At 39.8% G+C, this 25,174-nt stretch carries 27 protein-coding genes; 2 read left to right on the top strand and 25 right to left on the bottom strand.

Annotation, left to right across the window (positions count from 1 at the left end; translation table 11 throughout):
- The first annotated feature begins 332 nt into the window (after nucleotides 1-332).
- Nucleotides 333-932, top strand: a complete 600-nt coding sequence (locus AC2IP4_RS03645; protein ID WP_375320995.1) for a DUF2238 domain-containing protein — start codon at nucleotides 333-335, stop codon at nucleotides 930-932.
- An 89-nt stretch (nucleotides 933-1,021) separates the two neighbouring features.
- On the opposite strand, the gene AC2IP4_RS03640 is transcribed toward AC2IP4_RS03645, so the two are convergent.
- From AC2IP4_RS03640 to flhA, 22 genes are all read right to left on the bottom strand, one after another.
- Nucleotides 1,022-1,807 carry an MlaA family lipoprotein gene (locus AC2IP4_RS03640; RefSeq protein ID WP_105055195.1) on the bottom strand — a complete coding sequence of 262 codons (786 nt, stop codon included), beginning with the start codon at nucleotides 1,805-1,807 and terminating at the stop codon, nucleotides 1,022-1,024.
- A 105-nt stretch (nucleotides 1,808-1,912) separates the two neighbouring features.
- Nucleotides 1,913-3,127 (bottom strand): c-type cytochrome biogenesis protein CcmI, encoded by a 1,215-nt coding sequence (gene ccmI, locus AC2IP4_RS03635; protein WP_375320996.1) that lies wholly within the window; start codon nucleotides 3,125-3,127, stop codon nucleotides 1,913-1,915.
- On the bottom strand, nucleotides 3,124-3,639 hold the full coding sequence (locus AC2IP4_RS03630; protein ID WP_105055197.1) for a cytochrome c-type biogenesis protein: 516 nt from the start codon (nucleotides 3,637-3,639) through the stop codon (nucleotides 3,124-3,126). Before AC2IP4_RS03630 ends, ccmI begins: the two co-directional genes overlap by 4 nt.
- Complete coding sequence (locus AC2IP4_RS03625; protein WP_375320997.1) at nucleotides 3,639-4,190, bottom strand: DsbE family thiol:disulfide interchange protein; 552 nt, start codon at nucleotides 4,188-4,190, stop codon at nucleotides 3,639-3,641. The genes AC2IP4_RS03630 and AC2IP4_RS03625 overlap by 1 nt, the downstream gene beginning before the upstream one ends.
- A gap of 3 nt (nucleotides 4,191-4,193) precedes the next feature.
- Nucleotides 4,194-6,152, bottom strand: coding sequence for a heme lyase CcmF/NrfE family subunit (locus AC2IP4_RS03620; RefSeq protein WP_375320998.1), 1,959 nt, complete (start codon nucleotides 6,150-6,152; stop codon nucleotides 4,194-4,196).
- Nucleotides 6,149-6,634, bottom strand: coding sequence for a cytochrome c maturation protein CcmE (gene ccmE / locus AC2IP4_RS03615; RefSeq protein ID WP_486310560.1), 486 nt, complete (start codon nucleotides 6,632-6,634; stop codon nucleotides 6,149-6,151). Before ccmE ends, AC2IP4_RS03620 begins: the two co-directional genes overlap by 4 nt.
- Nucleotides 6,631-6,837 carry a heme exporter protein CcmD gene (gene ccmD / locus AC2IP4_RS03610; protein WP_061002989.1) on the bottom strand — a complete coding sequence of 69 codons (207 nt, stop codon included), beginning with the start codon at nucleotides 6,835-6,837 and terminating at the stop codon, nucleotides 6,631-6,633. The genes ccmE and ccmD overlap by 4 nt, the downstream gene beginning before the upstream one ends.
- A 24-nt stretch (nucleotides 6,838-6,861) precedes the next feature.
- A complete protein-coding gene (locus AC2IP4_RS03605; RefSeq protein ID WP_375321000.1) occupies nucleotides 6,862-7,614 on the bottom strand; it encodes a heme ABC transporter permease in 753 nt (250 codons plus the stop codon).
- 42 nt (nucleotides 7,615-7,656) lie between these two features.
- The gene (ccmB, locus tag AC2IP4_RS03600; protein ID WP_375321001.1) at nucleotides 7,657-8,325 is read right to left on the bottom strand and encodes a heme exporter protein CcmB; all 669 of its coding nucleotides are present in this window, start codon (nucleotides 8,323-8,325) and stop codon (nucleotides 7,657-7,659) included.
- A complete protein-coding gene (gene ccmA, locus AC2IP4_RS03595) occupies nucleotides 8,326-8,940 on the bottom strand; it encodes a cytochrome c biogenesis heme-transporting ATPase CcmA (protein ID WP_486310559.1) in 615 nt (204 codons plus the stop codon).
- 450 nt (nucleotides 8,941-9,390) lie between these two features.
- The gene (locus tag AC2IP4_RS03590; protein WP_375321003.1) at nucleotides 9,391-9,852 is read right to left on the bottom strand and encodes a DUF2802 domain-containing protein; all 462 of its coding nucleotides are present in this window, start codon (nucleotides 9,850-9,852) and stop codon (nucleotides 9,391-9,393) included.
- A complete protein-coding gene (locus AC2IP4_RS03585) occupies nucleotides 9,852-10,346 on the bottom strand; it encodes a chemotaxis protein CheW (RefSeq protein ID WP_060991541.1) in 495 nt (164 codons plus the stop codon). Before AC2IP4_RS03585 ends, AC2IP4_RS03590 begins: the two co-directional genes overlap by 1 nt.
- Before the next feature lie 29 nt (nucleotides 10,347-10,375).
- Entirely contained in the window at nucleotides 10,376-11,473 is a 1,098-nt protein-coding gene (locus AC2IP4_RS03580; protein ID WP_486310558.1) for a chemotaxis protein CheW, read from the bottom strand.
- The gene (locus AC2IP4_RS03575) at nucleotides 11,473-12,240 is read right to left on the bottom strand and encodes a ParA family protein (protein ID WP_060991543.1); all 768 of its coding nucleotides are present in this window, start codon (nucleotides 12,238-12,240) and stop codon (nucleotides 11,473-11,475) included. Before AC2IP4_RS03575 ends, AC2IP4_RS03580 begins: the two co-directional genes overlap by 1 nt.
- A 10-nt stretch (nucleotides 12,241-12,250) precedes the next feature.
- Nucleotides 12,251-13,369, bottom strand: coding sequence for a protein-glutamate methylesterase/protein-glutamine glutaminase (locus AC2IP4_RS03570; RefSeq protein WP_375321005.1), 1,119 nt, complete (start codon nucleotides 13,367-13,369; stop codon nucleotides 12,251-12,253).
- Between the two features lie 15 nt (nucleotides 13,370-13,384).
- On the bottom strand, nucleotides 13,385-15,571 hold the full coding sequence (locus AC2IP4_RS03565) for a chemotaxis protein CheW (protein WP_375321006.1): 2,187 nt from the start codon (nucleotides 15,569-15,571) through the stop codon (nucleotides 13,385-13,387).
- Between the two features lie 9 nt (nucleotides 15,572-15,580).
- A complete protein-coding gene (locus AC2IP4_RS03560; protein WP_105055206.1) occupies nucleotides 15,581-16,297 on the bottom strand; it encodes a protein phosphatase CheZ in 717 nt (238 codons plus the stop codon).
- A gap of 33 nt (nucleotides 16,298-16,330) precedes the next feature.
- Nucleotides 16,331-16,699 carry a chemotaxis response regulator CheY gene (cheY, locus tag AC2IP4_RS03555; RefSeq protein ID WP_011262352.1) on the bottom strand — a complete coding sequence of 123 codons (369 nt, stop codon included), beginning with the start codon at nucleotides 16,697-16,699 and terminating at the stop codon, nucleotides 16,331-16,333.
- A gap of 48 nt (nucleotides 16,700-16,747) precedes the next feature.
- Complete coding sequence (locus tag AC2IP4_RS03550) at nucleotides 16,748-17,479, bottom strand: RNA polymerase sigma factor FliA (protein ID WP_105055207.1); 732 nt, start codon at nucleotides 17,477-17,479, stop codon at nucleotides 16,748-16,750.
- On the bottom strand, nucleotides 17,472-18,362 hold the full coding sequence (locus AC2IP4_RS03545; protein ID WP_105055208.1) for a MinD/ParA family protein: 891 nt from the start codon (nucleotides 18,360-18,362) through the stop codon (nucleotides 17,472-17,474). The genes AC2IP4_RS03550 and AC2IP4_RS03545 overlap by 8 nt, the downstream gene beginning before the upstream one ends.
- Complete coding sequence (flhF, locus tag AC2IP4_RS03540) at nucleotides 18,359-19,843, bottom strand: flagellar biosynthesis GTPase FlhF (RefSeq protein ID WP_375321007.1); 1,485 nt, start codon at nucleotides 19,841-19,843, stop codon at nucleotides 18,359-18,361. The genes AC2IP4_RS03545 and flhF overlap by 4 nt, the downstream gene beginning before the upstream one ends.
- 34 nt (nucleotides 19,844-19,877) lie before the next feature.
- Nucleotides 19,878-21,974: a flagellar biosynthesis protein FlhA gene (gene flhA / locus AC2IP4_RS03535; RefSeq protein WP_105055210.1), complete on the bottom strand. Its 2,097-nt coding sequence runs from the start codon at nucleotides 21,972-21,974 to the stop codon at nucleotides 19,878-19,880.
- A 264-nt stretch (nucleotides 21,975-22,238) separates the two neighbouring features.
- Here flhA and AC2IP4_RS03530 point away from each other — a divergent pair, with 264 nt between their 5' ends.
- Nucleotides 22,239-22,910 (top strand): flagellar brake protein, encoded by a 672-nt coding sequence (locus tag AC2IP4_RS03530; protein ID WP_375321009.1) that lies wholly within the window; start codon nucleotides 22,239-22,241, stop codon nucleotides 22,908-22,910.
- Nucleotides 22,911-22,938: 28 nt separating this feature from the next.
- On the opposite strand, the gene flhB is transcribed toward AC2IP4_RS03530, so the two are convergent.
- From flhB to fliQ, 3 genes are read right to left on the bottom strand one after another with little or no spacing between them, the layout of a single operon-like run.
- A complete protein-coding gene (gene flhB, locus AC2IP4_RS03525; protein ID WP_060991552.1) occupies nucleotides 22,939-24,069 on the bottom strand; it encodes a flagellar biosynthesis protein FlhB in 1,131 nt (376 codons plus the stop codon).
- Nucleotides 24,070-24,099: 30 nt separating this feature from the next.
- Complete coding sequence (gene fliR, locus AC2IP4_RS03520; RefSeq protein ID WP_375321010.1) at nucleotides 24,100-24,882, bottom strand: flagellar biosynthetic protein FliR; 783 nt, start codon at nucleotides 24,880-24,882, stop codon at nucleotides 24,100-24,102.
- 22 nt (nucleotides 24,883-24,904) lie between these two features.
- Nucleotides 24,905-25,174 (bottom strand): flagellar biosynthesis protein FliQ, encoded by a 270-nt coding sequence (fliQ, locus tag AC2IP4_RS03515; RefSeq protein ID WP_065593796.1) that lies wholly within the window; start codon nucleotides 25,172-25,174, stop codon nucleotides 24,905-24,907.

Raw genomic sequence — 25,174 nt, 5'->3', positions numbered from 1 at the left:
AAGGCGAAACTTTTCGATAAGTAGTTATTCGACAATCAAAAATTTCAACGCAGTTATCGAGCATTTTAACCAGCTAGGATGATCAGTTACTTACTACGATTGGTATTATTATGTAAACGATCTATTACTCCGTCAATTTTCACTTTGCTTCCATTTATTAAATAAACAAACATACTCGAAAATGTGTTTTTACTGTGTTTTTTTGCATGATAGGATCTAATATTAATTTAACTAAGTACTTATTCACTTTTACTTATTAAAATCATTTGATTAACTTCTTGCTCAGATTGATATTAAAATGACTCTTATTGAGCTTATCTAAGGAACTCACTATGTTTTCATCACTTAGAACACAACCCTTCCTCGCTATCCTCACTTTACTTTATTCATGCGTTTTTCTCTTCACTGCTTTTAATCCAATATCACGCGCCGTTTGGGTAGCAGAAATCTTACCTGCATTATTAATTCTTGCGGGTATTCTTTACATGGCAGCTCGTTTTGAGTTTAGTAAAACAGCGTATGCATTAATGTTTATCTGGCTTGTTTTACATACCATAGGTGCTAAATATACGTTTGCCGATGTACCCTTTGATTGGTTTAATAATTTAATTGGTTCTGAACGTAATAATTATGACCGCGTCGCTCATTTCTCTATTGGGTTTTACGCTTATCCTATTGCCGAATACCTTATTAAAACGAGAAAGTGCTCGACACCACTCGCTATGGCATTTGGTTTATTTACATTAATGAGTGTAGCAGCAGGTTATGAAATCATTGAATGGTGGTATGCCGCGACGGCTGGTGGTGACGAAGGAATTGCTTTTTTAGGGTCTCAAGGGGATATTTGGGATGCACAGAAAGACATGCTGTGCGATACCTCTGGAGCGTTAATGGCCTTATTACTAATGGTAACCCAACGTAAACGCGGCTAGTTTCAGGTTTCAGGTTTCAGGTTTCAGGTTTCAGGTTTCAGGTTTCAGGAGAGGATAGTTCCTGAAACCTGAGATGCTATTGTTAATTCTTACTCATCTATTTCATCTAAATAATCATCAAGATCGTCTTCAGCGTCTAAATCGACTTCCGGTTCAACTTCTGCCTTAAAATCTTGGCGTTGTAGATAAACATCACGCGTTAATACGTATGGATCTGGTGATGCTTCTAATATAGGCTCTTGAGAGATAAGCTGAACGCGAGACTCCATGCCCTCTAAACCCCATTTACCTAAACCTTGCCAGAAGTTTAAGTAAGATAGCGGCATATATAAACCATCTACAAAGTCTCCCGCTTCTCGTAATGTCCATGGCCCATATCCTGGCAACATAAAGTAAGGGCCATTACCGACACCATAATGACCTAATGCGTCACCAAAGGATTTACTGTCTGGTTTTTGTATCTCAGCAGCGCTAGCAATATCAATTAAGCCGACTAGACCTAATGTCGTGTTCAACCAAAATCGGTTGAAATGCACCATTGCCATTTCACCATTGCCCATGAATATATTGTTTATCATGCTCGATGGTTCATCTAAATTCGCTAAAAAGTTTGCTATTCCCATACGAATAGGGGTTGGCGTGTAATCAACATAAGCAACAGAAACTGGGCGAACTAAATAAGGGTCTAGAATATCGTAATTCAGGTCCCACATGACACGATTAAAACCCTCTAGGGGATCACCACTATGAGAGTCATCATAATCAACCTCTACAATCTCGGTTGTTTCTAATTCATTATTTTCTTGCTCTGGGGTTTGAGAACACCCAGCAATAAAAAACAGTAACGAACAAGAGATCCATATTCTTTTAAGCACAACACACCTTCGCCTAACTTTATTAATATTATTATAGTTTATATAAAAAAACGGGTAGAAGCTTAATGCCTCTACCCGCCGTAGTATGCCACTTGTTAAGAGATATTAATATTGCTTATCAATCTCAACTGATACATTTTTACCAAGTGTACTTATTGAACTTTCACCGTACCAATCGCCCTCTTTTGTCGATACATTACCGTCTTGATCGATACGTGCTCGAACAATAAAGTTTGGCATATCTGACAATTTACGTTGCTCAATCATATTGTTGTCATCAGACATCATGATTTTAAGCGGAAAGCGACTCAAAGGTACACGAGCAGCCGCTATTGGCATTGGTGAACCATCTGCTGGGTGAATAGAAACAATCACAACACCTTGAGAAGGTAGCGTTACATTACTGCCTAGGTTAACCGTGATCGGAACTTGCTTATCTAGATTCGCTTCAGGGTTAATCTTAGATTGAGCACGCTCAATACTACGAGTTAGCATTTCATAGCGAGAATCATCAGGACCAATCAGCATTTGCATTGCTTTCCAAGCCGATACTGCGCCTTTATAATCTTGACGCTCAAACGAGCTGAAGGCTAATAATGATAAAGCACGTAAATTAGTAGCATCACCACGAAGCACTTGTTTTAGCATTTTCTTAGCTTGTTCAGCTTTTGCATCATCACCAGAAAGCATAAGCGATTGCGCATAACCTAACTTAATATCAACATTCGTTGGTTCTAATGCATACGCTTTTTTCATTGCTCCAATAGAAGTATCGATATCTCGATTCGACATACCAATACGACCTAATAGGAACCAGCCCATTGCGTCTTTTGGCTCATTATGTAATTTAGTACGTAATGCCAATGTTAAGTTTGTCATTTCTGAATCGCTAAGAGAAACTCCCTCAGGATTCATTAATTGCTTAGATAGCTCAGGCAAGCGTGCGCTTACTTCTTGCCACTTTTCAATCTTATCGATATTACCAAACTTAAAATACAAACCATAAGAAATTGCGATAAAGATAATGATAGAAGGTAAGATAAACAGTCGTGCATTTAAGTTATCTTGCTCTGCTTTCTCTTTCGCTGGAATATCATCAAGTAATGATTGCTTTAGCTCTGTGATTAACTCATCTTGGTTATTAACAAGGCCTTCAGCATCTTCTTCTTTCAGTTCAGCTAAGCGATCTTTATAGAAAGCTTTATTCAATTCATCTCGGCGGGCTTCATCATCTTGCTCTCTTGCTTTCCATAAAGGAAGAATGATAAATACCACACCAACAAAAATTAGGGCTAAGGTTGAAATCCAAAACAAAATCATTTGTTTACCTTCCCATCTTCATTGTTATTCTCATCTAATAAAGCGTTCAAACGTTCTTCATGTTCGTTATCCCACTCTTCTGAATTTGCTTCTACCGTTGTTTTACTCTTTTTGCTACGCAGAACAATAAAACCGAAACCAAACACAAGTACACCTAATGGACCTAACCATAAAACTAATGTACCAGCCGTTAATGGTGGATCGTAAGTTACAAAATTACCATAACGATCAATCATATAAGCTACGATTTCTTCATCCGTTTTCCCAGATTTAGTCATTTCATACACTTTATGGCGCATGTCTTGTGCAAGCTCTGCACTTGAATCAGCAATATTGTTGTTCTGACACTTAGGACAACGCAGTGTTTGTCCTAATTCTTTAAATTGCTGTTCTTGTTCTGGCGAATCAAATTTATATAAATCAATCGTGGCATAGCTTGCTTGTACAGCAAAGAAACTCAATGCAATTGCTGCAAAACTGCGAAGACCCCATTTACGTAAACGACTATTCATTATTTAGCCTCCGCAACAAGTTGATCATACATTGGTTTTAATACTTCATTCCAATTACGATCATTCACATCACCAACATGTCGATAGCGAACAATACCATTACTATCAATCAGGAAGGTTTCAGGAGCGCCATACACGCCTAAATCCATACCAAGCATGCCATCACCATCAAACAACGTGATCAAGTAAGGGTTACCCAACTCTTTTAGCCATTGGATTGCACCTGCTCGCTCATCTTTATAGTTCATTCCAATAATTTTAACACCTTCAGTTGCAAGGGTATTTAGGTATTGATGCTCGGCATAACACGTTGGACACCAAGTCGCCCATACATTTAGTAGTAGAGGCTCGCCTTTAAAGATACTTTGATCGTACAGTTTGCCTTCTTCTGCTAAATCTTCTAAACGGAACTCTGGTACCTGTTTACCAACGAGAACTGATTCCAATTTCGTTGGATCATCACCATTTGAATTACGTGTTAACTGAGTAGCAAACACAGCAACCAAAATTAAAAACAGAGCTAAGGGTGCAAATAAAAAATTCTTATTCATAATTTAAGCTTCCTGTTTTTTGTCTGTTTTACGAAAACGGTAACGTTTATCAGATAAAGCTAACATGCCGCCTATCGCCATAAATAATGAACCAGCCCAAATCCAACGCACAAATGGTTTGTAATAAATACGTACAGCCCATGAACGGTTATCATCCAAGCGCTCACCCATTGCGATGTATAAATCACGAGTAAAGCCACGATCAATCGCTGCTTCTGTCATCATTGAACCCGCTGTTTCATAAAAACGTTTTTCAGCATGAAGCGTGTTAATTGCTTTACCATCTAGCGTGATATCAAAGTCAGCCGTATAACCATCATAGTTAGGGCCATCAGTATCACGAACGCCTGCAAAGTAGAATTGGTAACCGTTCATTTCAATGTGCTCACCTGGCGCTAAACGAACATCTTTTTCAATGCTGTAGTTTTGTACCATGGCAATACCAATAATAGTTACAGCTAGACCAATGTGCGCGAACATCATTGCCCAGTGACTACGACCTAATTTAGTTAAACCAACAGAGAATGAATGACGGTGAGTTGCACGCTCGTACAATTCAAAACCATGTAAAATCACGATCCAAATAGACATCATCCAACCAAGGTATGGCATAAATTGGAATCTATCTGCAAAAATAACCATGAAAATTGCCGCTAGTGGGATCGTAATCGCACCAGTAATTATCATGCGTTTTGCTAAATGACTTAAGTTATCGCGCTTCCAACGGATCAGAGGACCAATACCCATTAAGAAAGCGAATGGGATCATTAACCATGCAAACAACATATCAAAGAATGGTGCACCAATGGAAACTGAACCTAAACCAAGTTGTTTGTGAACAAGGGGTAATAAGGTACCAACAAGCACGACAACCAATGCTGTCATGAGAAGAATGTTATTCGCTAATAGCGCATTCTCGCGCGAAAACAGAGAGAAATTACCGCGCACTCTTACTGATGCTCCTTTTAATGCAAACAACAGTAATGAACCGCCTATCACCATAACAAGGAAACCAAGTATAAACATGCCTCGCGCTGGATCTGAAGCAAAAGCATGAACCGATACTAAGATGCCTGAACGTACAAGGAATGTGCCTAATAAACTTAATGAGAACGCTAAAATTGCGAGTAATACTGTCCACGCTTTAAACGTACCGCGCTTCTCTGTTACCGCTAATGAGTGCATTAATGCGGTACCAGCTAGCCAAGGCATGAATGAGGCGTTTTCTACTGGATCCCAGAACCACCAACCACCCCAGCCAAGTTCATAATATGCCCACCATGAACCTAGAGCGATACCTACCGTTAAGAATGACCACGCAGCGATAGTCCAAGGACGAGACCAACGAGCCCATGCAGTATCTAAACGACCAGCCATTAATGATGCGATAGCGAAAGAGAAAGCAACCGAGAAACCAACATAACCCATGTATAGCATTGGCGGATGAATAATTAAACCCGGATCTTGTAGCAACGGGTTTAAATCACGACCATCAATAGGGAAGAATGGCAGCGTACGCAAGAATGGGTTTGATGTAAGAATAATGAACAGTAAGAAACCGACGTTAATCCACCCCATTACAGCCAAAACTCGTGCAACTGATTCTTGTGGCATGCCGCGGCTAAAGGTAGCAACAGCAACAGTCCAACCAGCTTGAATCAGAACCCAAAGTAATAGTGAACCTTCATGAGCTCCCCAAACTGCGGTTAAGCGATAATACCAAGGAAGTAAACTGTTTGAGTTACTTGCTACATATTGCAGAGTGAAATCATTAATGTAGAACGCCCACATTAAAATTCCGAATGATAAGCTTAGGAGTAAAAACATACCCCACGACAATGGTCTTGCACTTTGCATTAATGCTTTATTGCCACGGCTTGCGCCATACAAAGGCAATATACTCAATAGGATCGAAAGCCCTAAAGAAGCAATTAAGGCAAAGTGACCGAGTTCTGCGATCATTGACCTGTTCCTTGTTTTTGTTGATCTGTGTATTGAAGTGGTTCATGCGTTTTCTTCATTGCTTCTGCAACTTCAGGTGGCATGTACTCTTCGTCATGTTTTGCTAATACTTCGTGAGCCTTTACTGTGGTCGCATTCACAAGAACACCTTGTGCAACAATACCTTGTCCTTCACGGAATAAATCAGGAAGAATACCATTATAAGTAACGGTTACTTCAGGGCCGATATCTGCCACTTTAAATGAAACTTCAAGTGATTCACTATTACGTTTCACGCTACCCGCGACAACCATACCACCAATACGAAGGCGCTGACCTACCTCTGGTTTTGTACCATCAGGCTTACCATTAACAAGTTCTGTTGGTGTATAGAATAAGTCCATATTTTGATTCAATGCATATAACATTAAGCCAATCGTTGCACTGACCCCAAAGAATAGAGCAAGGATCAATCCTAGGCGCTTTTTACGTCTTGGATTCATAGTGTGTTCTCCATAGTTTTTGCTTTTTTAATTCGTTCTTCTCGTGCCATTTTCTGCTCAATCTCTTTTAGCAATTGGCGACGCTTGCCTAAGCTAGAAAACAAAATCCAGAATAATGAGAGAAAAGTGGCGCCGAATGCGCCCCATACATAAGCGGCATAACCGCCCATGGCTAAAAAATCACTGAATGTATCAAAATGCATGACAATAATTCCTTTATTCTCTGGTTATTTAGACGACGTAGATTTGGTTTCTACTAATGCTCTAACCCAAGGACGATGGCTCTCTTTTGCTAAAATTTCATTCCTAAAGCGAATAAGAGTCACAGAACCGAAGAAAGTTGCAAAACCAATGATATTTAATAATAAAGGCCACAACATATCAGAAGAAATGGAAGGTTTATCAAACTTAGTGATACTTGCACCTTGATGAAGTGTATTCCACCACTCTACAGAGAAATGAATAATTGGCAGGTTAATTACTCCTACAATCGCAAGAATACCCGCAGCACGAGCTGCTGTGCGTTGATCATCAAATGCACTATAAAGCGCCATAACACCTAGGTATAAGAAAAGAAGAATAAGCTCAGAAGTTAAACGAGCATCCCATACCCACCATGCGCCCCACATTGGTTTACCCCATACAGCACCAGTCAATAAAGCAATAAAAGTAAATACCGCACCAATTGGAGCCATTGCCGCTGCAGCCATATCAGACAATTTTAATTGCCATACTAGACCAATAAAAGCCGCTATCGCCATCGACATATAAGCGCCCATAGACAAAATAGCGGAAGGTACATGAATATAGATAATTCTAAAGCTGTCACCTTGCTGATAATCAGACGGTGCAAACGCTAAACCCCAGATAGTTCCAACGGTTAGACTAATGATCGAAATCACCGCAAACCATGGCAACAGTGTGGTACTTAATTGATACGCTTTTTCTGGTTTAGCGTAAGGATGTAGCCATTTCCACATTGGTTTATCTCACTTACTCAAATATAAAAATTATAATTATGGTTATTGAACACTAACGCGCAAAGCTGAACTAATCGCAAATGGAGTTAAGGTTGCGGAGCCCATAAAAAGAGCACCTAAAATAGCTAGTTGACCATTATAAGCCATCCCTAATCCTGCAGCATCAATCGCCGATGTCGCAAAAATTAGAACAGGAATATATAAAGGTAAAATTAATAAGCTTAGTAAAACGCCACCTTTTTGTAACCCTACAGTTAAAGCGACACCAACAGCACCAAGAAAGCTTAATGTTGGCGTACCAAGCAATAGCGTTAAAACTATCGCTAACCAAGAGTTAAAATCCAATGACAACAAAATAGCAAGCAATGGGCTAATAATGATTAAGGGCAAACCAGTTAAAATCCAATGAGCAAAGACTTTAGCTAAGACCAACACTGATAATGGTGTTGGCATCAGCATCATCTGCTCTAGTGACCCATCTGAAAAATCATCTCTAAATAATCGCTCTAAAGAAAGCAATGCTGACAAAAGTGCGGCAACCCACACAATCCCAGCAGCAATACGCGCTAAAAGTATCGGTTCTGGACCAATACTTAATGGAAAAAGCGTGATAACGATAATAAAAAACCACAATGGGTTAAGTACATCAGCTTTACGACGAAACGCAATTAATAGCTCACGTCGGATAATGGTTGTCATTGAAGTCAGCATCTACTCACCTAGTCTAATTTTTTTCAATTCATCACTGTCTGTAAATAAATCTTGGTGAGTGGTCAATAAAACAATACCGCCTTGTTTTGCATGGTCCATGAATAATTGCTCAAGCACTTTCACACCTTGTTTATCAATCGCGGTTAGTGGCTCATCTAAAATCCATAATTTATGATTACTTAACCACAATCTCGCCAATGCGACACGACGTTGCTGCCCTGCTGATAATTGTCCAGCGGCAACATCTTCTCTTCCTGCTAAACCAACACGAGCTAACGCATCCCAAATTGCAGGTTCGTCGTAATTATTATGCATTGATTGATAAAAGGCTAAATTTTCAAATGCAGTTAGCTCTCGCTTAACTCCAGTATGATGTCCAATAAAAAGTAAATCAGAATGAAACTCTTCTCGGTACTGCTTAGTTAATTCGCCATTCCAATAGATATCTCCTTCATCCGCATAACCTAACCCTGCAATAATACGAAGTAAGGTTGTTTTACCTGCACCATTTTGTCCTTCAATTTGAATCAGCTCACCACTAGATATGGTAAAGCTTAGTTTTTCAAATAAAACACGTTCATCTCGAATACAGGTTACGTTGCGAATTCCTAGCATAACTGTCTATTGTTAAAAAATATTATCGGCATTCTAGCACAGCAAAAACCATGAAACTTAGATATAAAACAAATCTATTTAGATAGATAAGTAAATAAGTATGTCCTTTCGTTTCATTTTTTTAATACCTTATAATCTACAAGAGTATCAAATGGTTACTGAAAAGATAAGTACATACTACTTTATAGTTACATTAATCGTAGTAAATAACTGTTCATCCTAGCAGGTTAAAATGCTCGATAACTGCGTTGAAGTTTTTGATTGTAGAATAACTATTTATTTAAAAGCACCGCCTTGTTCTCAAGCATTTTTCCTTCGCTATTTTTGGCCACTTACTTACTGTGATTGATATTATTTTAATAATTTAAAAACAAACTGCTTTTCTCTGGACATAAAAAAAGCCCCTCAATATGAGGAGCTTAATAATTTTTTTGCTATTAAAAACGAGAATTAATCTTCGTCTTCTAAGCGCAATCGTGGAATTGAACCTTTACCAGCTGCAATTTTTGTCTGTAAAGACATCATTAACTCGGCTTCTGCTTTTGGCAATTCACACTCTTCCATCAATTCATTAATGCCAGCACCTAACTGAACCAATTTGTTGGCTCTCGAATACAAACGGCTGTCTACATCTGTATTTTCTAACTCATTCAAACGATCATCAAAATGTTGACTTAATTGAGTCATTTCCGCGACTTGCTGCCCTAAATTAATCGAACCCGTACGAAACTCAACAAATTGCTTATACAGCTTTTGTTGCTCATCTTGAAGATGTTTATTTTGCTTTTGAGCTAGCGCCAGTTTTTCCACTAACTTGTTGTTTTTGCGATTTAAAATAAAGAAAACCACAAGAACTAAGATCATTGCTGTTGCTGCGAATAGCTCTGAGAGCTGAGTTAATATATCAACCATTATAGGCTTGCCATGTCATCCCATTCGTCTTCAGACAAAAGTTTGTTAAGGTCTACCAAGATAAGTAACTTGCCGTCACGGTTGCTAACGCCTTGGATGAACTTAGCGCTTTCTTCCGTACCAACACTTGGCGTAGTGTCAATCTCTGATGAACGTAAGTATACAACTTCTGCTACGCTATCAACAAGGATACCGATAACTTGACGCTCAGACTCAATAACGATAATACGTGTATTGTCAGTAATCTCACCTTGCATTAGGCCAAAACGTGAACGAGTATCAATAACTGTTACTACGTTACCACGAAGATTAATAATACCTAGAACGTAGTCTGGAGCACCCGGTACTGGAGCAATTTCTGTATGACGCAATACTTCACGTACTTGCATTACATTGATGCCGTAAGTTTCTTCTTCTAGTTGAAACGTTACCCACTGTAATACTTCATCATTAACTTGATCTTTACGGATCTCTACTTCATTAATCTGAGACATCTTCTTTCCTCATCCTCTTTAGAGTTATCTTACTCTATTCCCTTAATGTCGAGACCGGCATTAAGCATCGTAATCATCGCCTCAACGTGAATCAAGGCACACATTTTCTCTTTTACCATTCCTGATAACCATGGTCGCTTTCCTGCGGTTTCACGCCAACGAATTCGATCACTAGTGATGGTTTCTGTACCGGCTAACGCATTACACGCTAAACCCCATTTGCTTTCTCCAAGCATAACAAGATATTGGTAACCTTCTTTGTAACTGTCGTCTTTGATACTTTGTGGCATCACCCACTTAGCTGTATCAAGCGCATCAATTTTAGTTTCTCGGCTATTTTGCAAGCCAAGATACCAATCAGGACGACCAATTAAGTGACTCAATTCTGTAATTTGATGAATGCCACCTAATTGAGCTAATGGAACGGCAAAAGTCACTCCCATCACTTCAAAAAATAGAACCTGAAAAACGTTATCATGTTCAACGTTTTTCCAATCTAAACCACTTGGCGGAGGTGCTTTACCTGCTTTGGTTTCTAATTGAGATTCTGTCTTGTCATCTTGATTTTCATCAATTGCATCAAGACTATTTTCAACCGTTTGAGTGTCATCAATAACTGTCTCAGAAGAAGGCGTTACAGTGACTTTATCTGACAAATCCCATGCAGATAGATCAAGGTATTCTTCTGATACGTCTTCACTCTCACTCTTAGTTTCTTCTGCTACTAATACTGGGGTTGATTCAATATTAACGTTGAACTCGGCATCCTCTAATATTAATGCATCTATCTCTATTTGAGCTTCAAGCTGAGAACTTTCTAATTGACTCAGTAAACGTTGAACATCCTCTAATTGAGGTAATTCAAATGGATAATCATCATCGTCATCCACACTTGCTGAAAATTGTGGTTGGTATTGTGGTTCTGGCGCTTCAACAGTGACAGAACTTGAATGCCAAGTAATTTCTGGCTCTGGCTCTGGCTCTGGCTCTGGCTCTGGCTCTGGCTCTGGCTCTGGCAGAATGATATCTTCAGGCTTAGAGTCAAGCTCTATGATCTCTTCATCTAACAGTGATGAAAAATAGTCATCAAGTGCTTCTTCACTGGTAAATGTTTTAAAATTAGCCATTAAGCTAATCTCTCTAAATAATTCAATAATGTTTTATAAGCAAAAACACCACGGCTATTTGGGGAAACAAATGAAGGTGGCATTCTTTTCAAACTTGCGTCTCTAAACTTAGTATCAATAGGAACGGCTGATGCCCATACCTGATCAGAATACGTCGATTTCAGCTCCATTAATGTTTGTAATGAAGCATTTGTTCGTTTGTCGTACATGGTCGGAATGATGGTTACATCAAACAAAGAGGGTTTATTTCTCTGCATAATATTAAGTGTTCTCATCATTCTTTCTAAGCCTTTCATAGCCAAGAATTCGGTCTGTACTGGAATAAGGATTCGCGTGCTTGCTGCTAGCGCATTAACCATCATGACTCCTAAAATAGGAGGGCAATCAATTAATACGTAATCATAGTCACCTTCTAACGCTTTCAATGCTCGCTTTAATACTAGCCCCATCCCATTACGGTTTCCCATAACACGATCAAGTGTAGCAAGAGACATGTGAGCAGGAATAATATCCAACCCTGGGATATCACTTTTTAAAACAAACGGCGTTACCGTTGCTTTATTTAGCGTAGGCAATTGAAATAATTCAAATAAGCTGCACGGCAAATTGTCTGAGTCATACCCCAGATAGGTTGTTAAAGAACCATGAGGATCAGTATCAACCATTAGCACACGCTTACCTCGCTGATTTAATAAACCAGCGAGCGTGATTGTTGTGGTTGTTTTACCGACGCCGCCTTTCTGGTTCGCTATGCTCCAGACAATCATTCGTATTTTCCTACTTCAATCCAACTTCGATCAGAATTCTTTCTGCAACACGTTCAAGAGGTAAACTTTCTGATGACAGACCCGCTTTATCAATCGCTTGAGGCATGCCATAAACAACACAACTTTGCTCGTCTTGAGACCAAATGGTTGCTCCAGCAGCTTTAAGCATACGACAGCCTTCACGGCCATCAGCCCCCATACCAGTTAAGATCATTGAAAGTACTTTATCACCATATACTTTTGCAGCAGAACCAAACGTCACATCAACACAAGGTTTATAATTCATGCGTTCGCCACCATCTAAGATCTTCAAACGTGAAGCTCCTGGGCGACCATCAATCATCATTTGCAAACCACCCGGAGCAAGATAAGCACAACCTGGTTTCAGCACATCACCATCTTCTGCTTCTTTTACTTGGATCTTACACAAATTATTCAAACGAGCCGCAAACGCTGCTGTAAATGTCGCAGGCATGTGTTGCACTAAAATAATCGGATGTGGGTAATTAGCTGGAATTGCCGTTAATATCTTTTGTAATGCAACAGGACCTCCCGTTGAAGTCCCAATAGCAGTTAATTGATATTTTTTACCGGTTGCTTTAAAGCGCTGTGCGAGTGGTGCAACAGGAGCACTTTTAGCAGGCGCTGCAGTAGATGCAGTAGCACGAACGGTTGAACGAATCGTCGAAGTTGTTGTTTCCGTTGCCACTGATGGGCGACGCATAAACAATTTCTTACGAGCAATTTCAGCAATACGTTTTTGCAATAAACTAACGGCTTCCTCTCTATTACGAGCGATATCTTCAAACTTCTTCGGTAAGAAATCTAAAGCTCCTGCGTCTAATGCATCCAATGTTGCTTTTGCGCCATCATGGGTAAGAGAAGAAAACATTAAGGTTGGCGTTGGACAAGCCTTCATGATTTCTCTTACTGCTGAGATACCGTCCATGACAGGCATCTCAATATCCATAGTAATGACATCTGGTTTTAATAATTTTGCTTTTTCTACCGCTTCTTTACCATTAACTGCAACGTCGATAACTTCAAGACGAGGATCTGCGTTAATGATTTCACTTACTCTGCGACGGAAAAAACTAGAATCATCTACAACTAATACTTTTATTGCCATGTCAATCCTTGTGCATTAACGCATGCGAACAGCGTAACGCTTAAGCAAATTGGGAACATCAAGGATCAATGCAATATGGCCATCTGAAGTAATGGTTGCGCCCGCCATTCCTGGCGTTCCTTGCAATAATTCATCAAGCGGTTTAATAACGACTTCCTCTTGACCAATTAATGTATCTACAACAAAACCAACTCGTTGAGCACCTAATTGAATAATAACCACATGACCTAATCCCGTACGTTCTGTTTGACGAGAACCAGGAACTAACCAATCTTGTAAGAAGAACAGTGGGATCGACTTTTCACGCACGATCGTAGTCAATTGTCCATCAACCATGTTTGTCTTAGACAAATCAAGATGGAAAATTTCATTAACACTTGCTAATGGCAATGCAAAAGGCTGATTAGCAACACCGACCATTAAGGTTGGGAGTATCGCTAATGTTAACGGCACTTTAATAACAATTTTTGTGCCTTCACCCATGCTTGAGTCAATATCGATTGAACCATTTAATTGGTTGATCGCAGTTTTTACTACGTCCATACCGACACCACGACCTGAAATATCTGAAATTTCAGTTTTGGTAGAGAAGCCTGGTGCAAAAATGAGGTTATAACATTCTTTATTGGTTAAACGAGACGCTGCATCACTGTCCATCAAACCACGAGTAACCGCAATACCACGAAGTTTATCTGCATCCATACCACCACCATCATCAATGATGCTTAATAGAATGTGATCACCTTCTTGAGAAGCCGACAAGATAACTTTACCTGTGCGATCTTTACCTGTTTTTGCTCGAACATCCGGCATTTCAATACCATGGTCCACAGAGTTTCGCACTAAGTGAATCAATGGATCGGCAAGCGCTTCAACCAAGTTTTTATCTAAATCTGTTTCCTCACCGCGCATTTCTAGCACGATGTCTTTTTTCAATGTACGTGCTAAATCACGTACAACTCGTGGGAAACGACCAAATACTTTCTTGATCGGTTGCATACGAGTTTTCATTACTGCGCCTTGGATATCAGCAGTAACGACATCAAGATTTGAAACCGCTTTTGACATTTCTTCGTCATTGCTATTCAAACCTAGACTGACTAAACGGTTACGAACAAGAACTAGCTCACCCACCATATTCATGATGTTATCAAGCGTTGATGTATCAACACGAACTGTACTTTCAGCTTGAGGTTTAGACTGTGGCTTAGCAGGGGCTTTTGCTACAGGCTTCTCTTCTGGTACTTGAGCTCTTGTTGGTGCTGGAGCAGTCGTTCGTGTTGGCGCTTCTTGCACTACAGGAGCTGGAGTAGCTGGAGCCATTGCTACCGCTGGTTTCACTGCTTGATCAAGCTCTTCATCTGTTGGTCCTTTACCTGAACCATGTAGTTGATCTAACAGTTTTTCAAACTCGTCATCACTCATTAGATCAGAGTCACCCGCTAATACTTCATCAACAGATTGAGTATTAACAGTTGGAGCCACTGATGCTTGTACTGTCGATGAATTCGTTGGACTTTTACCTGAGCCATGAAGTTCATCAAGTAGACGTTCAAACTCATCGTCAGTGATATCTCCATCAACAGCAGCCACTACTGGGGTCACTGGTTCTATTAGTGCAGGAGTAGAAGAAGTACTTGATGGAGCTGCACCTTTGCCGTGCAATTCATCTAATAATTTTTCAAATTCATCTTCAGTAATATCGTCCACTGAATCATGAATATTACTTTCAATAACAGGCTCTTGAGGAATAACAGCTTCAACGACTGGAGCCGCAACTTCTGTTGTTGCTGCTGCAATTTCATCTTCAGTTGCTGGTTTGCTTAAATGATGAAGCAGATCCAATAAGCGCTGTTCGGCAGGTTCAACTTCTTCACCATTTTGAACCGCGCTGAACATTACGTTTACGCTATCAAGAGTTTCTAAAATAGTGTCCATTAACTCAGAGGTAACTTTACGTTTACCTGTTCTAAGAATATCAAACACATTTTCAGCACCATGACACGCATCAACCAGTTCTGTTAATGAAAGGAAGCCTGCGCCCCCTTTTACAGTATGGAAACCACGGAAAATAGCATTTAATAAATCAGAATCGTCAGGACGTTGTTCTAATTCAACTAATTGTTCAGAAAGTAGCTCAAGAATTTCTCCTGCTTCAATTAAGAAATCTTGTAGGATGTCTTCATCCATTTCAAAGCTCATAATATTCCTCTAAAATCCTAGACTGGCTAATAGGTCATCAACGTCATCTTGAGATGCAACTGCATCTTCACGTTCATGTGGGTTTAAAATAGGACCTTCAGGTTGAGAAGGTTTATTAAGTTCGTCTTGTTCACCAAGTCGCTCTTCTACTTTAAACAAAGTCAAAATATCAACCAATCGGTCTTCAACTTCTTGAACTAACGTAATTACTCGTTTAATAATTTGACCGGTAAGGTCTTGAAAATCTTGCGCCATCAAGATGTTAGTTAGCTCATTGCGTAGTTCTGAGCTATTCCCTTCAACTTGAGTAAGTAGACCATCAATGTTGTGACATAACGCTTTAAATTGAGTAAGCTCAATTCTGCCTTTCATTAAGCTGTTCCATTGAGGACGTACTTGAAGTAGCCCCTCGTGCAACTCGTCAGCAATAGGAAATGAACGGTCAACAGCATCCATTGTTTTATTGGCTGCCATTTCAGTTTTATCAATCACATATTGCAAACGATCACGTGCATCCGGGATCTCATCATTAGCAATAGCAACAACTCGATGATCAAGCTTGAAGTTCTTTAATGACTCATGAAGATCACGAGTTAAAGAACCAATTTCTTGAAGCATTGGAGGCTCGCTAACGGCCGCTAATGAAGCGACGATTTGATCTGCTTCTTCTTGCTTGCCTGCTTCTAATAAAGCAACAAGCTCTTTGGCATCAGTTAATGAAATCATCTTATTGCTAATCCTTTACCGCGCAACATTTACTTATAAACGTTCAAAAATTTTGTCTAATTTTTCTTTTAATGTTGCAGCCGTGAATGGCTTAACAATATAACCATTTACACCAGCTTGAGCGGCTTCAATGATTTGCTCACGTTTTGCTTCAGCAGTAATCATTAATACTGGTAAATGTTTTAATTCGTCATCGGCACGAATCGTTTTTAGTAAGTCGATCCCTTGCATACCTGGCATGTTCCAATCGGTTACAACAAAATCAAAACCACCTTTTTTAAGCAGTGGTAATGCTGTTAAGCCATCATCCGCTTCTTGGGTGTTGTTAAAACCTAGGTCACGTAATAAGTTTTTTACAATACGGCGCATTGTTGAGAAGTCGTCAACAATAAGGATCTTCATGTTTTTATTCAAAATCGCCTCCAGTGAGGGCAAAGTAACGGGATTTAATTATTCTACTGTCCAAGTTGATAACTTGGCCCGTAGTCGTTGCATTGATTGGCTGTGGATTTGGCTGACACGAGATTCGCTGACACCAATAACCGCACCAATTTCTTTAAGGTTTAACTCTTCATCATAATAAAGAGATAAAACCAGAGCTTCTCTTTCAGGAAGCGTTTTAATCGCTTCCACAAGAGCTACTCTAAAGTGTTCATCGGCAACACCTTGAAATGGAGTATTATCGTCAGCATTATCTTCTATTGTAATAACATCATCAGAAACACCTAAATCTTCCATGCCGACTAGTTTACCGCAATTTACATCATTAAGTATCTGATAATATTGATCTAACGGTAACTCTAAATATTCTGCTATCTCTTTATCGACCGGTTCACGAGAAAGTTTAGCTTCAAGAGCTTTAATTGCAGAATTAATCATACGACTGTTTTTATGAACAGAACGAGGAACCCAATCACCACGTCGGATTTCATCCAACATTGAACCCCGAATACGGATCCCTGCGTAAGTTTCAAAGCTTGCGCCTTTACTACCATCGTAATTCTGCTGAGCTTCTAACAGACCGATCATGCCAGACTGAATAAGATCATCAACTAGCACGCTCGCAGGTAACCTTGCCATTAAATGGTGAGCAATTCGTTTCACTAAATCAGAATAGCGCTCTAAAAACGCCTTTTGACTGTTAACGTTACCCTTATGATCGTAAGTTAGCCCATCAGACATAATCGTCCTCTACCTCACTTGCTTTTTCTCCTCGCAGTAGTTTTTCTACGAAGAATTCCAAGTGACCGCTTGGCGCTTTTGGTACTGGCCAAGTGACTACTTTATTCGCCAATGATTTCATCGCTAACGCTGCTGGAGAGCGAGGATAAGCATCAACAACTACTTTCTGTTTTCTAACAGATAAACGTACTTTTTCATCTAATGGAATACAAGCTACTAATTCCATATTTGCAGATAAAAAGCGGTCAGTTACTAATGTTAACTTAGCAAACAGCTCACGACCTTCACGGTAACTTCTCACCATGTTAGCCACAATTTTAAAGCGCTGAACGTTGTGCTCACGGCTTAATAGTTTAATTAAAGCGTACGCATCTGTTATTGACGTCGGTTCATCACAAACAACAACAAGTACATCTTGAGCGGCACGAGAAAAACTCGTTACCATGTCCGATATCCCTGCTGCAGTATCAATAAGAAGTACATCAATATCATCTTCTAAACTACTGAAAGCTCGAATTAATCCTACATGTTGTGCTGGGTTTAATTCTGCCATCGATTTAGAACCTGATGTCGCTGGAATTAATTTAACGCCATAGGGACCTTCAACAATAATGTCTGCAAGATCGCATTCACCATCCAGAACATGGCCTAAGTTCTTATGTGTTCGAACTCCCAGCATAATATCAATATTTGCTAAGCCAAGGTCACCATCTAATACCATCACTTTCTTTCCCTGCTGAGCAAGTGATAATGCTAAATTTAATGTTACGTTTGTTTTACCTACACCACCTTTACCACCCGTTACGGCAACCACTTTGGTCAGCGTAGGTTTGGTCAGTCGTCGTAATCCACTAGCCTGATCGTATATATTATTATCAATCATAAATTGTCTGCCTCTGGCATGTCGCTATTCCAGAAATGAGGGTCCTTTTCCGTCGTTTTTTCTAGTAATTCGTTTGCTTTTGCTACTAAATATTTTGGTTGAGCGAGTACAATGTCTTCAGGTACTCTCTGCCCATTTGCTATATAAGCTATTGGCAATCCATTCTCAATTGTTACGCTAATTAACTCACCTAAACTTAACGATTCATCGATCTTACTCAAAATACATCCAGATAATGGGATACGTTTGAAGTGGTCGATTGTTTCTTGTAATACTCTGCGCTGCGCTGTCGCTGGCATCACTAAATAGCTGCTAATTTGTGAACCACTATTTTCCATTAGTGTATCAAGCTGCTCTGTTAAACGAATATCACGTTGACCCATTCCCGCGGTGTCAACAAGAACAAGGCGGCGATTACGTAATTGGTATAATACCGAAGCCAGTTCATCTGCGCCTTTAGCAATACGTACTGGACATCCCATAATACGACCATAAATAGCAAGTTGCTCCTGAGCCCCAATTCGGAATGTATCAGTAGTTACTAATGCGACTTGATCTGGTCCATACTCCATTGCAGCTCTTGCCGCTAATTTAGCAATAGTTGTTGTTTTACCAACCCCTGTTGGCCCTAATAACGCAACAATACCGCCTCGCGATAAAGTATCTACTTTCGCTGTTGGTATTTGCTCTGCTAATAATTTAAGTAATGCAGGCCACGCATCTTTTGGTGCTGTATCTTCTGGAATATAACAAGCAAGTTGATCAGCAAGTTCTGCTGACAAACCCATCTTTTCTAATCGTTTAATCAACATAGCTCGCAACGGTTCACGTCGCTCAACTTCTTGCCACATTAAACCTGAAACTTGATGCTCTAATAAACGGCGAATAGACGACATTTCTGAACGCATGTGTTCTAAGTCTTCATTAGAGTCATGCGTTGAACGTCTTCCTTTCTCATAACGAGAAGGATCTAACCTTGGTTGTGCTGGCTGACTTTGCTGTCTCATTGGTTCATCTGAAATAAGGTGCGCTAAATTAGGATTACTTTGAATCGCACGAGTCATTTCAGATGTATCAAGCTTAGGAGCTTGAGCCTTCATTGATTGATAAGAGTTTGACGGCTGGCCTTGAAACTTAGATTGGCGCTTTAGTAATGCCGCTAAACTGTCTTCTTCTCTTTCTATTTTAACCGGTTCTGGTTCTTGATCAGCCGAGTCGCTATTAGAACCATATTGTTTGACCATGTTAGCAAAGCGTCGAGTCATTGACCCCTTTCCAACGCTTACTTTATCTTCTTCAATTCGACGAGATGCAGGCGTAGAAAGTGAGCCCTGCTGAGAATTAGGGTCAATAGCTGCAACGATCTCAATACCACCGGTTACTTTTTTATTTGACATAATGACTGCATCAACGCCTAATTCTTCTTTTACTTGAACTAGAGCTGAACGCATGTCTTTTGCAAAAAATCGTTTAATTTTCAATATCGTATTCCTGCGCTAAATTAAGTCGACGCGGTTAGTTACCAACAGCTTGAACTATTCTAATTTGCTTCTCATCTGGTATTTCTTGATAAGAAAGCACTCGTAAGTTAGGAATCGTATTCTTAACAAACTTGGCTAATGTCGAACGTAATACCCCAGAGGTCAATAAGACTGCCGCCTCTCCTTTTAACTCTTGCTCTTGAGTCGCTAAAGTTAAAGAAGTCTGTAAGCGTTCAGCTAGCCCTGGTTCAATACCTGTGGTCTCACCACCCGATGCCTGCATTGTTTGATGCAATATTTGTTCCAACTCGGGAATTAATGTAATAACAGGCATCTCTGCCTCTATACCATTGATTTCCTGGATAATTAATCGTTTTAGAGCAATTCGAACTGCTGCCGTCAAAATGTCAGGTTCTTGACTCTTAGGCGCATATTCCGACAAAGTTTGGACAATGGTTCTAATATCACGAACCGGAATTGCTTCATTTAATAAATTCTGAAGCACTTTAACTACCGCACCTAACGGTAGCTGATCTGGCACTAAACCTTCAACCAATTTAGGTGAGCTTTGTGAAAGCAACTCTAATAAGTTTTGAACTTCTTCATGACCTAATAACTGCGCCGCATTATTGGTTAATAATTGACTTAAATGTGTTGCTAACACTGTAGCAGCATCCACTACAGTATAGCCCAGAGCTTGAGCATGTTCTCTTTGCTCGCCATTAATCCAAACCGCTTCTAAACCAAAAGCTGGGTCGAATGTTGGTTCACCTTCAATTGACCCATAAACTTGCCCTGGATTAATCGCAAGTTCTTTATCAGGACGAATTTCAGCTTCACCGCCTGCCACACCCATTAAGGTAATTCGATATACGTTTGGTGGTAACTCTAAGTTATCTCGAATGTGCACAGCAGGAACAAGGAAACCAAAATCTTGTGATAGTTTCTTACGAACGCCTTTAACACGATCAAGCAGTTCACCGCCTTGTTCTTTGTCTACCATTGGAATTAAACGATAGCCCACTTCAAGTCCGATAACATCAACAGGTTGTACATCATCCCATGACAATTCTTTAGGTTGTTGTGACGATGACATCTCCATAGGAGGCGCCGCTTTCTTGTCTTCGTTCTCTTGACCTTTCTTCTTGGTCAAATAATACGCCCAGCCACTCGCAAGAAGCGCAAGTAGGATAAATGGGAAATGAGGCATTCCAGGGACAATACCCATCACAAACATGATTCCAGCAGTCACCATTAATGCTTTTGGGTTATCTACTAATTGAAATACAAGTTGCTCACCCATGTCTTCATCGGTATTTTGACGAGTAACCATGATCGCAGCACCGATAGATAATAATAGCGATGGGATCTGAGCAACCAGACCATCACCAATCGTCAGCAATGTATATATTTGAATCGCTTCACCAAAACCTAAATTAAATTGCGCCATACCGATAATAAGGCCGCCAATGATATTGATGAACAGAATAAGAATACCTGCAATGGCATCCCCTTTTACGAATTTAGACGCACCATCCATTGAGCCGTAGAAATCTGCTTCTTTGGTTACTTCAAAGCGACGAGTTCTTGCTTGTTCTTGGTCAATAAGCCCTGCATTCAAATCGGCATCAATCGCCATTTGTTTGCCCGGTAATGCATCCAAAGTAAAACGCGCACTTACTTCTGAAATACGACCAGCACCTTTGGTTACAACCATAAAGTTAATGATCATCAAGATAATAAATACGATTAAACCCACCGCATAGTTCCCCCCGATAACTACGTTACCAAACGCATCAATTACGTTACCCGCTGCCCCAGGCCCTTCATGACCATGCAGTAATACCACACGAGTTGAGGCAACGTTCAATGCTAAACGAAGCAAGGTAGAAACTAAAAGAATGGTAGGAAAAGCTGCAAAATCAAGCGGTCTACGAGTATAGATGGTGACTAATAGCACCACCATTGCCAAAGCGATATTGAAGGTAAACATTAAGTCGAGTAAAAATGCTGGTATTGGTAATATCACCATCGCTAGAGTGGACAGTACTAATACTGGTGCACCTATAGGCGGTAGTTTTGTACCTTTTAAGGCAGACAGCTTATTTGGAAGGGGCATTTGAAATTTCATTACTTCTGCTTCTTATACTCGACGTTATTATTGAAAATTATCAATAATAAATAACTGATAACATGATTACTTCCCAAATAAAGCAAGTTTCGAGCCAGATTAATGTCACTTTTTTGGCTTTGCTACTCCACTTTTCTGACAGATATAACAATAATCACAAACTCTGAATTAACCATTTAATTCCTAAGGAAAAAGACCGAACAAGATTGAAAATCATGACGTCCTTTGTATAATTATAAACTTCTTCTTTGATTTGGTGTTTGTATGACTGACGTATCACTTAGTACGGATCAAAACGTGCTTAATAAAATGGATATTGGTGCTAAAGTCATTATCGAAATTACTTCACCAAATGGCCAATCAGCTCAAGCAAGTTCAACATTAGTTGGATTTAAAAAAGGCCAATACATTTTCATCGATTATCCTATTTCACCTCCTTTAGAATTTAACAAAATCTATTTAGAGGGCGCGGAAGTTACCTTTCGCTCCATTACCAATACAACACATCGCGACGTCATCGCGTTTAGAACACAAGTCCACTCCGTTATTTACCGTCCAATGGAGATGATTTGTCTTCATGCGCCTAAAAGCATTTCAATGAGACAAATCCGAACTCATCAACGCCTTAAAACTCAATTTTCCTGTAATTTAGCAGTTCGAAGTCATAATCTAACGGGCGTAATGACGGATTTTTCGGTTGGAGGGTGCGCAGTTTCACTCCCTGCGAAGTTGAATTCAAATAACCTACTTAATCAAAAAGTCAGTGTTTCCATTGAATTAGAAACGATTGCGCCAATCACGGTTACCGGTGAGATAAAAAATGTCGACGCAAAAGAAAAGCAATCAAAGCTTGGCGTGATGTTTGATTCCGGCAATATGAGTGAATCAGATCTTCAAACTCTTCATCACCAATGCATTCTTAAAGGTTGGAGTTAATAAAGAAATAGGAATGACCTTGTTATTCCTATTTCTTTAGCTCATCAGGAATGGTCAGGGTATCTTCATCAAGCTCTGGCTTGGTTCCACCCTTTTTCTTGTATTGTTTCATCTGAAATATATACGCTAAAATCTGCGCTACAGCGGCAAATAATCCATCTGGAATTTGCTGCTCTACTTCCGTTGAATGGTATAGCGCACGAGCTAACGGTGGTGCTGGTAAAATATCGATATTATGCTCACGCGCAATTTCTCGAATTTTCATTGCTACATGATCAATACCTTTGGCGACAACTATCGGCGCGGAGTCTTTACTTTGATCATAACGTAAAGCCACAGAATAGTGCTCTGGGTTAGTAACAATAACATCAGCTGAGGGTACATCCGCCATCATTCGTCGCTGAGTCATTTCGCGTTGTAACATACGGATACGGCCTTTTACTTCAGGCTTACCTTCTGTTTCTTTATATTCGTCTTTAATTTCTTGTTTGGTCATTTTCAATTGGTTGGCATGTTGCCAAATTTGAAAAGGAATATCGATAGCAACCACAATCAATAAAGTACAACTTATCAATAAGATAAAATTCAATAAAATATCAAGAGAATGAAAGATATTAGATGGATAAGTATCTAAACTCAGTTGAAATAAATCCGCTTTACTTTTATCTATCAAATAATAAGCCGTTCCTCCAACCAGTGACACTTTTAATATCGACTTTAAAAGCTCCACCCAACTCTGCATACCAAACATACGTTTAATACCTGACATAGGGTTCATCTTCGATGGTTTCGGCATAGCCGCTTCTGCTGAAAAGCTGATCCCCCCAAGCCCTGCCGCACCAATTAATGCTGCAACAAATAAGGTAACCAATATCAATAATACTGGGAAAACTAATGCCCCCAATGCACCACCAACAATTTCTAATAATTTATTGGTGTCAAAAATCTCTTCGCGTGAAAGGGAAAATAAACGCTCCATAATAGAGAAAAGCGCTTTAGCAACATCTTCACCGAACCACATTAGCGCTACTGAACCACATACGAGTACCGATACTGACGCCAATTCTTTTGACCTTGCAACCTGCCCTTTGTCTTTGGCTTGTTGCAAGCGTTTGGATGTGGCGTCTTCGGTACGTTCTTGGCCGTCACTTTCTGCCATGACTGACCTCCAATGATCTTAATTCAGCCATTAGCAATCCAACCTTATCATGCTGCATATTTGTTCTTCTGCTCGTCCCCAATGCAAATCATAATGAGTAAATAAACCAAGGATAATATAAGAAGTCAGTAATAATCCCACAAGTAATGCAAACGCAAAACCTAATGAGAATATGTTCAACTGAGGAGCAGCACGAGTCATTACACCAAACGATAAATTAACCGTTAATAAGGCAATAATTCCAGAAAGAGACATACTTAAGCCTGCTTTCATCATTATTCCAAGCCAACCTGCTAATGATTGAAAGTCAACACTAGTTAACTTTCCTACGCCTACAGGTAACGTAGTAAAGCTCATCACAACAAAGTTAATCATTTTTAAATGCCCGTCTGTTCCCAAGAAAAATAGGATAGACAGAAACATAAATAATTGACCAAGTAAGGGAGTATTTTGTCCATTCGCAGGATCGACCATGGAAGCGAAACCGAGACTCGATTGCATACCCAGAATTTGCCCAAGTAAGACAAAGGTTTGAGTAACAAAAACCGTCACCATTCCCATCGCTACACCAATAATGATTTGCTCAGCTGTGGTCATAAACCCCTGAAAAGAAACCAGTTGAATTTCAGGTGGCATCGCTGGGATTGCAGGCATGGCAGCCAAAGTAATGCTTAAGCCCAAATAGAGTCGAATTCTTGGTGACACAAATCGCGCCCCAAATACAGACATCACCATTAACATGGCAGAGATGCGAGTATAGGGCCAAAAATAGGTCGCTATAAAATCTAAAACTATTTGAGTTGGATATTCCATAACATCAGCTCAGCGTTATTCGTTAATACAAAATCGTCGGCATTCGCGCGATCAACTCGTAAAAATACTCCATTAGCATTCTGGTCATCCAATGCCCAAACAGCATTAATGCTAATAACGTGACGATTAAACGCGGTAAAAAACTCAACGTTTGCTCATTGATTGAGGTTGCAGCTTGGAAAACAGCAACCACTAAACCAATTAATAAACTTGGGATGATAATGGCACACACCATGATAAGCACCATGTACAGTGCACCGCGGAATAGCTCTATCGCCATTTCAGGGGTCAT

The organism is Aliivibrio thorii (assembly GCF_057368585.1).
The sequence above is the reverse complement of the archived record's forward strand: the minus strand, read 5'-3'. Positions and strand labels throughout refer to the sequence as shown.

Excerpts from the sequence above, each read along its gene's own strand:
- AC2IP4_RS03580 (WP_486310558.1), bottom strand. The coding sequence starts at position 11,473 with ATGGCTAATTTTAAAACATTTACCAGTGAAGAAGCACTTGATGACTAT.
- flhA (WP_105055210.1), bottom strand. The coding sequence starts at position 21,974 with ATGAAATTTCAAATGCCCCTTCCAAATAAGCTGTCTGCCTTAAAAGGT.
- AC2IP4_RS03590 (WP_375321003.1), bottom strand. The coding sequence starts at position 9,852 with ATGGTTGATATATTAACTCAGCTCTCAGAGCTATTCGCAGCAACAGCA.
- ccmD (WP_061002989.1), bottom strand. The coding sequence starts at position 6,837 with ATGCATTTTGATACATTCAGTGATTTTTTAGCCATGGGCGGTTATGCC.
- AC2IP4_RS03530 (WP_375321009.1), top strand. The coding sequence starts at position 22,239 with ATGACTGACGTATCACTTAGTACGGATCAAAACGTGCTTAATAAAATG.
- ccmI (WP_375320996.1), bottom strand. The coding sequence starts at position 3,127 with ATGATTTTGTTTTGGATTTCAACCTTAGCCCTAATTTTTGTTGGTGTG.
- ccmB (WP_375321001.1), bottom strand. The coding sequence starts at position 8,325 with ATGCTGACTTCAATGACAACCATTATCCGACGTGAGCTATTAATTGCG.
- AC2IP4_RS03645 (WP_375320995.1), top strand. The coding sequence starts at position 333 with ATGTTTTCATCACTTAGAACACAACCCTTCCTCGCTATCCTCACTTTA.
- AC2IP4_RS03630 (WP_105055197.1), bottom strand. The coding sequence starts at position 3,639 with ATGAATAGTCGTTTACGTAAATGGGGTCTTCGCAGTTTTGCAGCAATT.
- fliQ (WP_065593796.1), bottom strand. The coding sequence starts at position 25,174 with ATGACCCCTGAAATGGCGATAGAGCTATTCCGCGGTGCACTGTACATG.
- AC2IP4_RS03625 (WP_375320997.1), bottom strand. The coding sequence starts at position 4,190 with ATGAATAAGAATTTTTTATTTGCACCCTTAGCTCTGTTTTTAATTTTG.
- fliR (WP_375321010.1), bottom strand. The coding sequence starts at position 24,882 with ATGGAATATCCAACTCAAATAGTTTTAGATTTTATAGCGACCTATTTT.
- AC2IP4_RS03545 (WP_105055208.1), bottom strand. The coding sequence starts at position 18,362 with ATGATTGATAATAATATATACGATCAGGCTAGTGGATTACGACGACTG.
- cheY (WP_011262352.1), bottom strand. The coding sequence starts at position 16,699 with ATGAAGATCCTTATTGTTGACGACTTCTCAACAATGCGCCGTATTGTA.
- AC2IP4_RS03565 (WP_375321006.1), bottom strand. The coding sequence starts at position 15,571 with ATGAGCTTTGAAATGGATGAAGACATCCTACAAGATTTCTTAATTGAA.
- AC2IP4_RS03560 (WP_105055206.1), bottom strand. The coding sequence starts at position 16,297 with ATGATTTCATTAACTGATGCCAAAGAGCTTGTTGCTTTATTAGAAGCA.
- ccmA (WP_486310559.1), bottom strand. The coding sequence starts at position 8,940 with ATGCTAGGAATTCGCAACGTAACCTGTATTCGAGATGAACGTGTTTTA.
- AC2IP4_RS03570 (WP_375321005.1), bottom strand. The coding sequence starts at position 13,369 with ATGGCAATAAAAGTATTAGTTGTAGATGATTCTAGTTTTTTCCGTCGC.
- AC2IP4_RS03550 (WP_105055207.1), bottom strand. The coding sequence starts at position 17,479 with ATGTCTGATGGGCTAACTTACGATCATAAGGGTAACGTTAACAGTCAA.
- AC2IP4_RS03605 (WP_375321000.1), bottom strand. The coding sequence starts at position 7,614 with ATGTGGAAATGGCTACATCCTTACGCTAAACCAGAAAAAGCGTATCAA.
- flhB (WP_060991552.1), bottom strand. The coding sequence starts at position 24,069 with ATGGCAGAAAGTGACGGCCAAGAACGTACCGAAGACGCCACATCCAAA.
- AC2IP4_RS03620 (WP_375320998.1), bottom strand. The coding sequence starts at position 6,152 with ATGATCGCAGAACTCGGTCACTTTGCCTTAATTGCTTCTTTAGGGCTT.
- AC2IP4_RS03585 (WP_060991541.1), bottom strand. The coding sequence starts at position 10,346 with ATGTCTCAGATTAATGAAGTAGAGATCCGTAAAGATCAAGTTAATGAT.
- ccmE (WP_486310560.1), bottom strand. The coding sequence starts at position 6,634 with ATGAATCCAAGACGTAAAAAGCGCCTAGGATTGATCCTTGCTCTATTC.
- AC2IP4_RS03575 (WP_060991543.1), bottom strand. The coding sequence starts at position 12,240 with ATGATTGTCTGGAGCATAGCGAACCAGAAAGGCGGCGTCGGTAAAACA.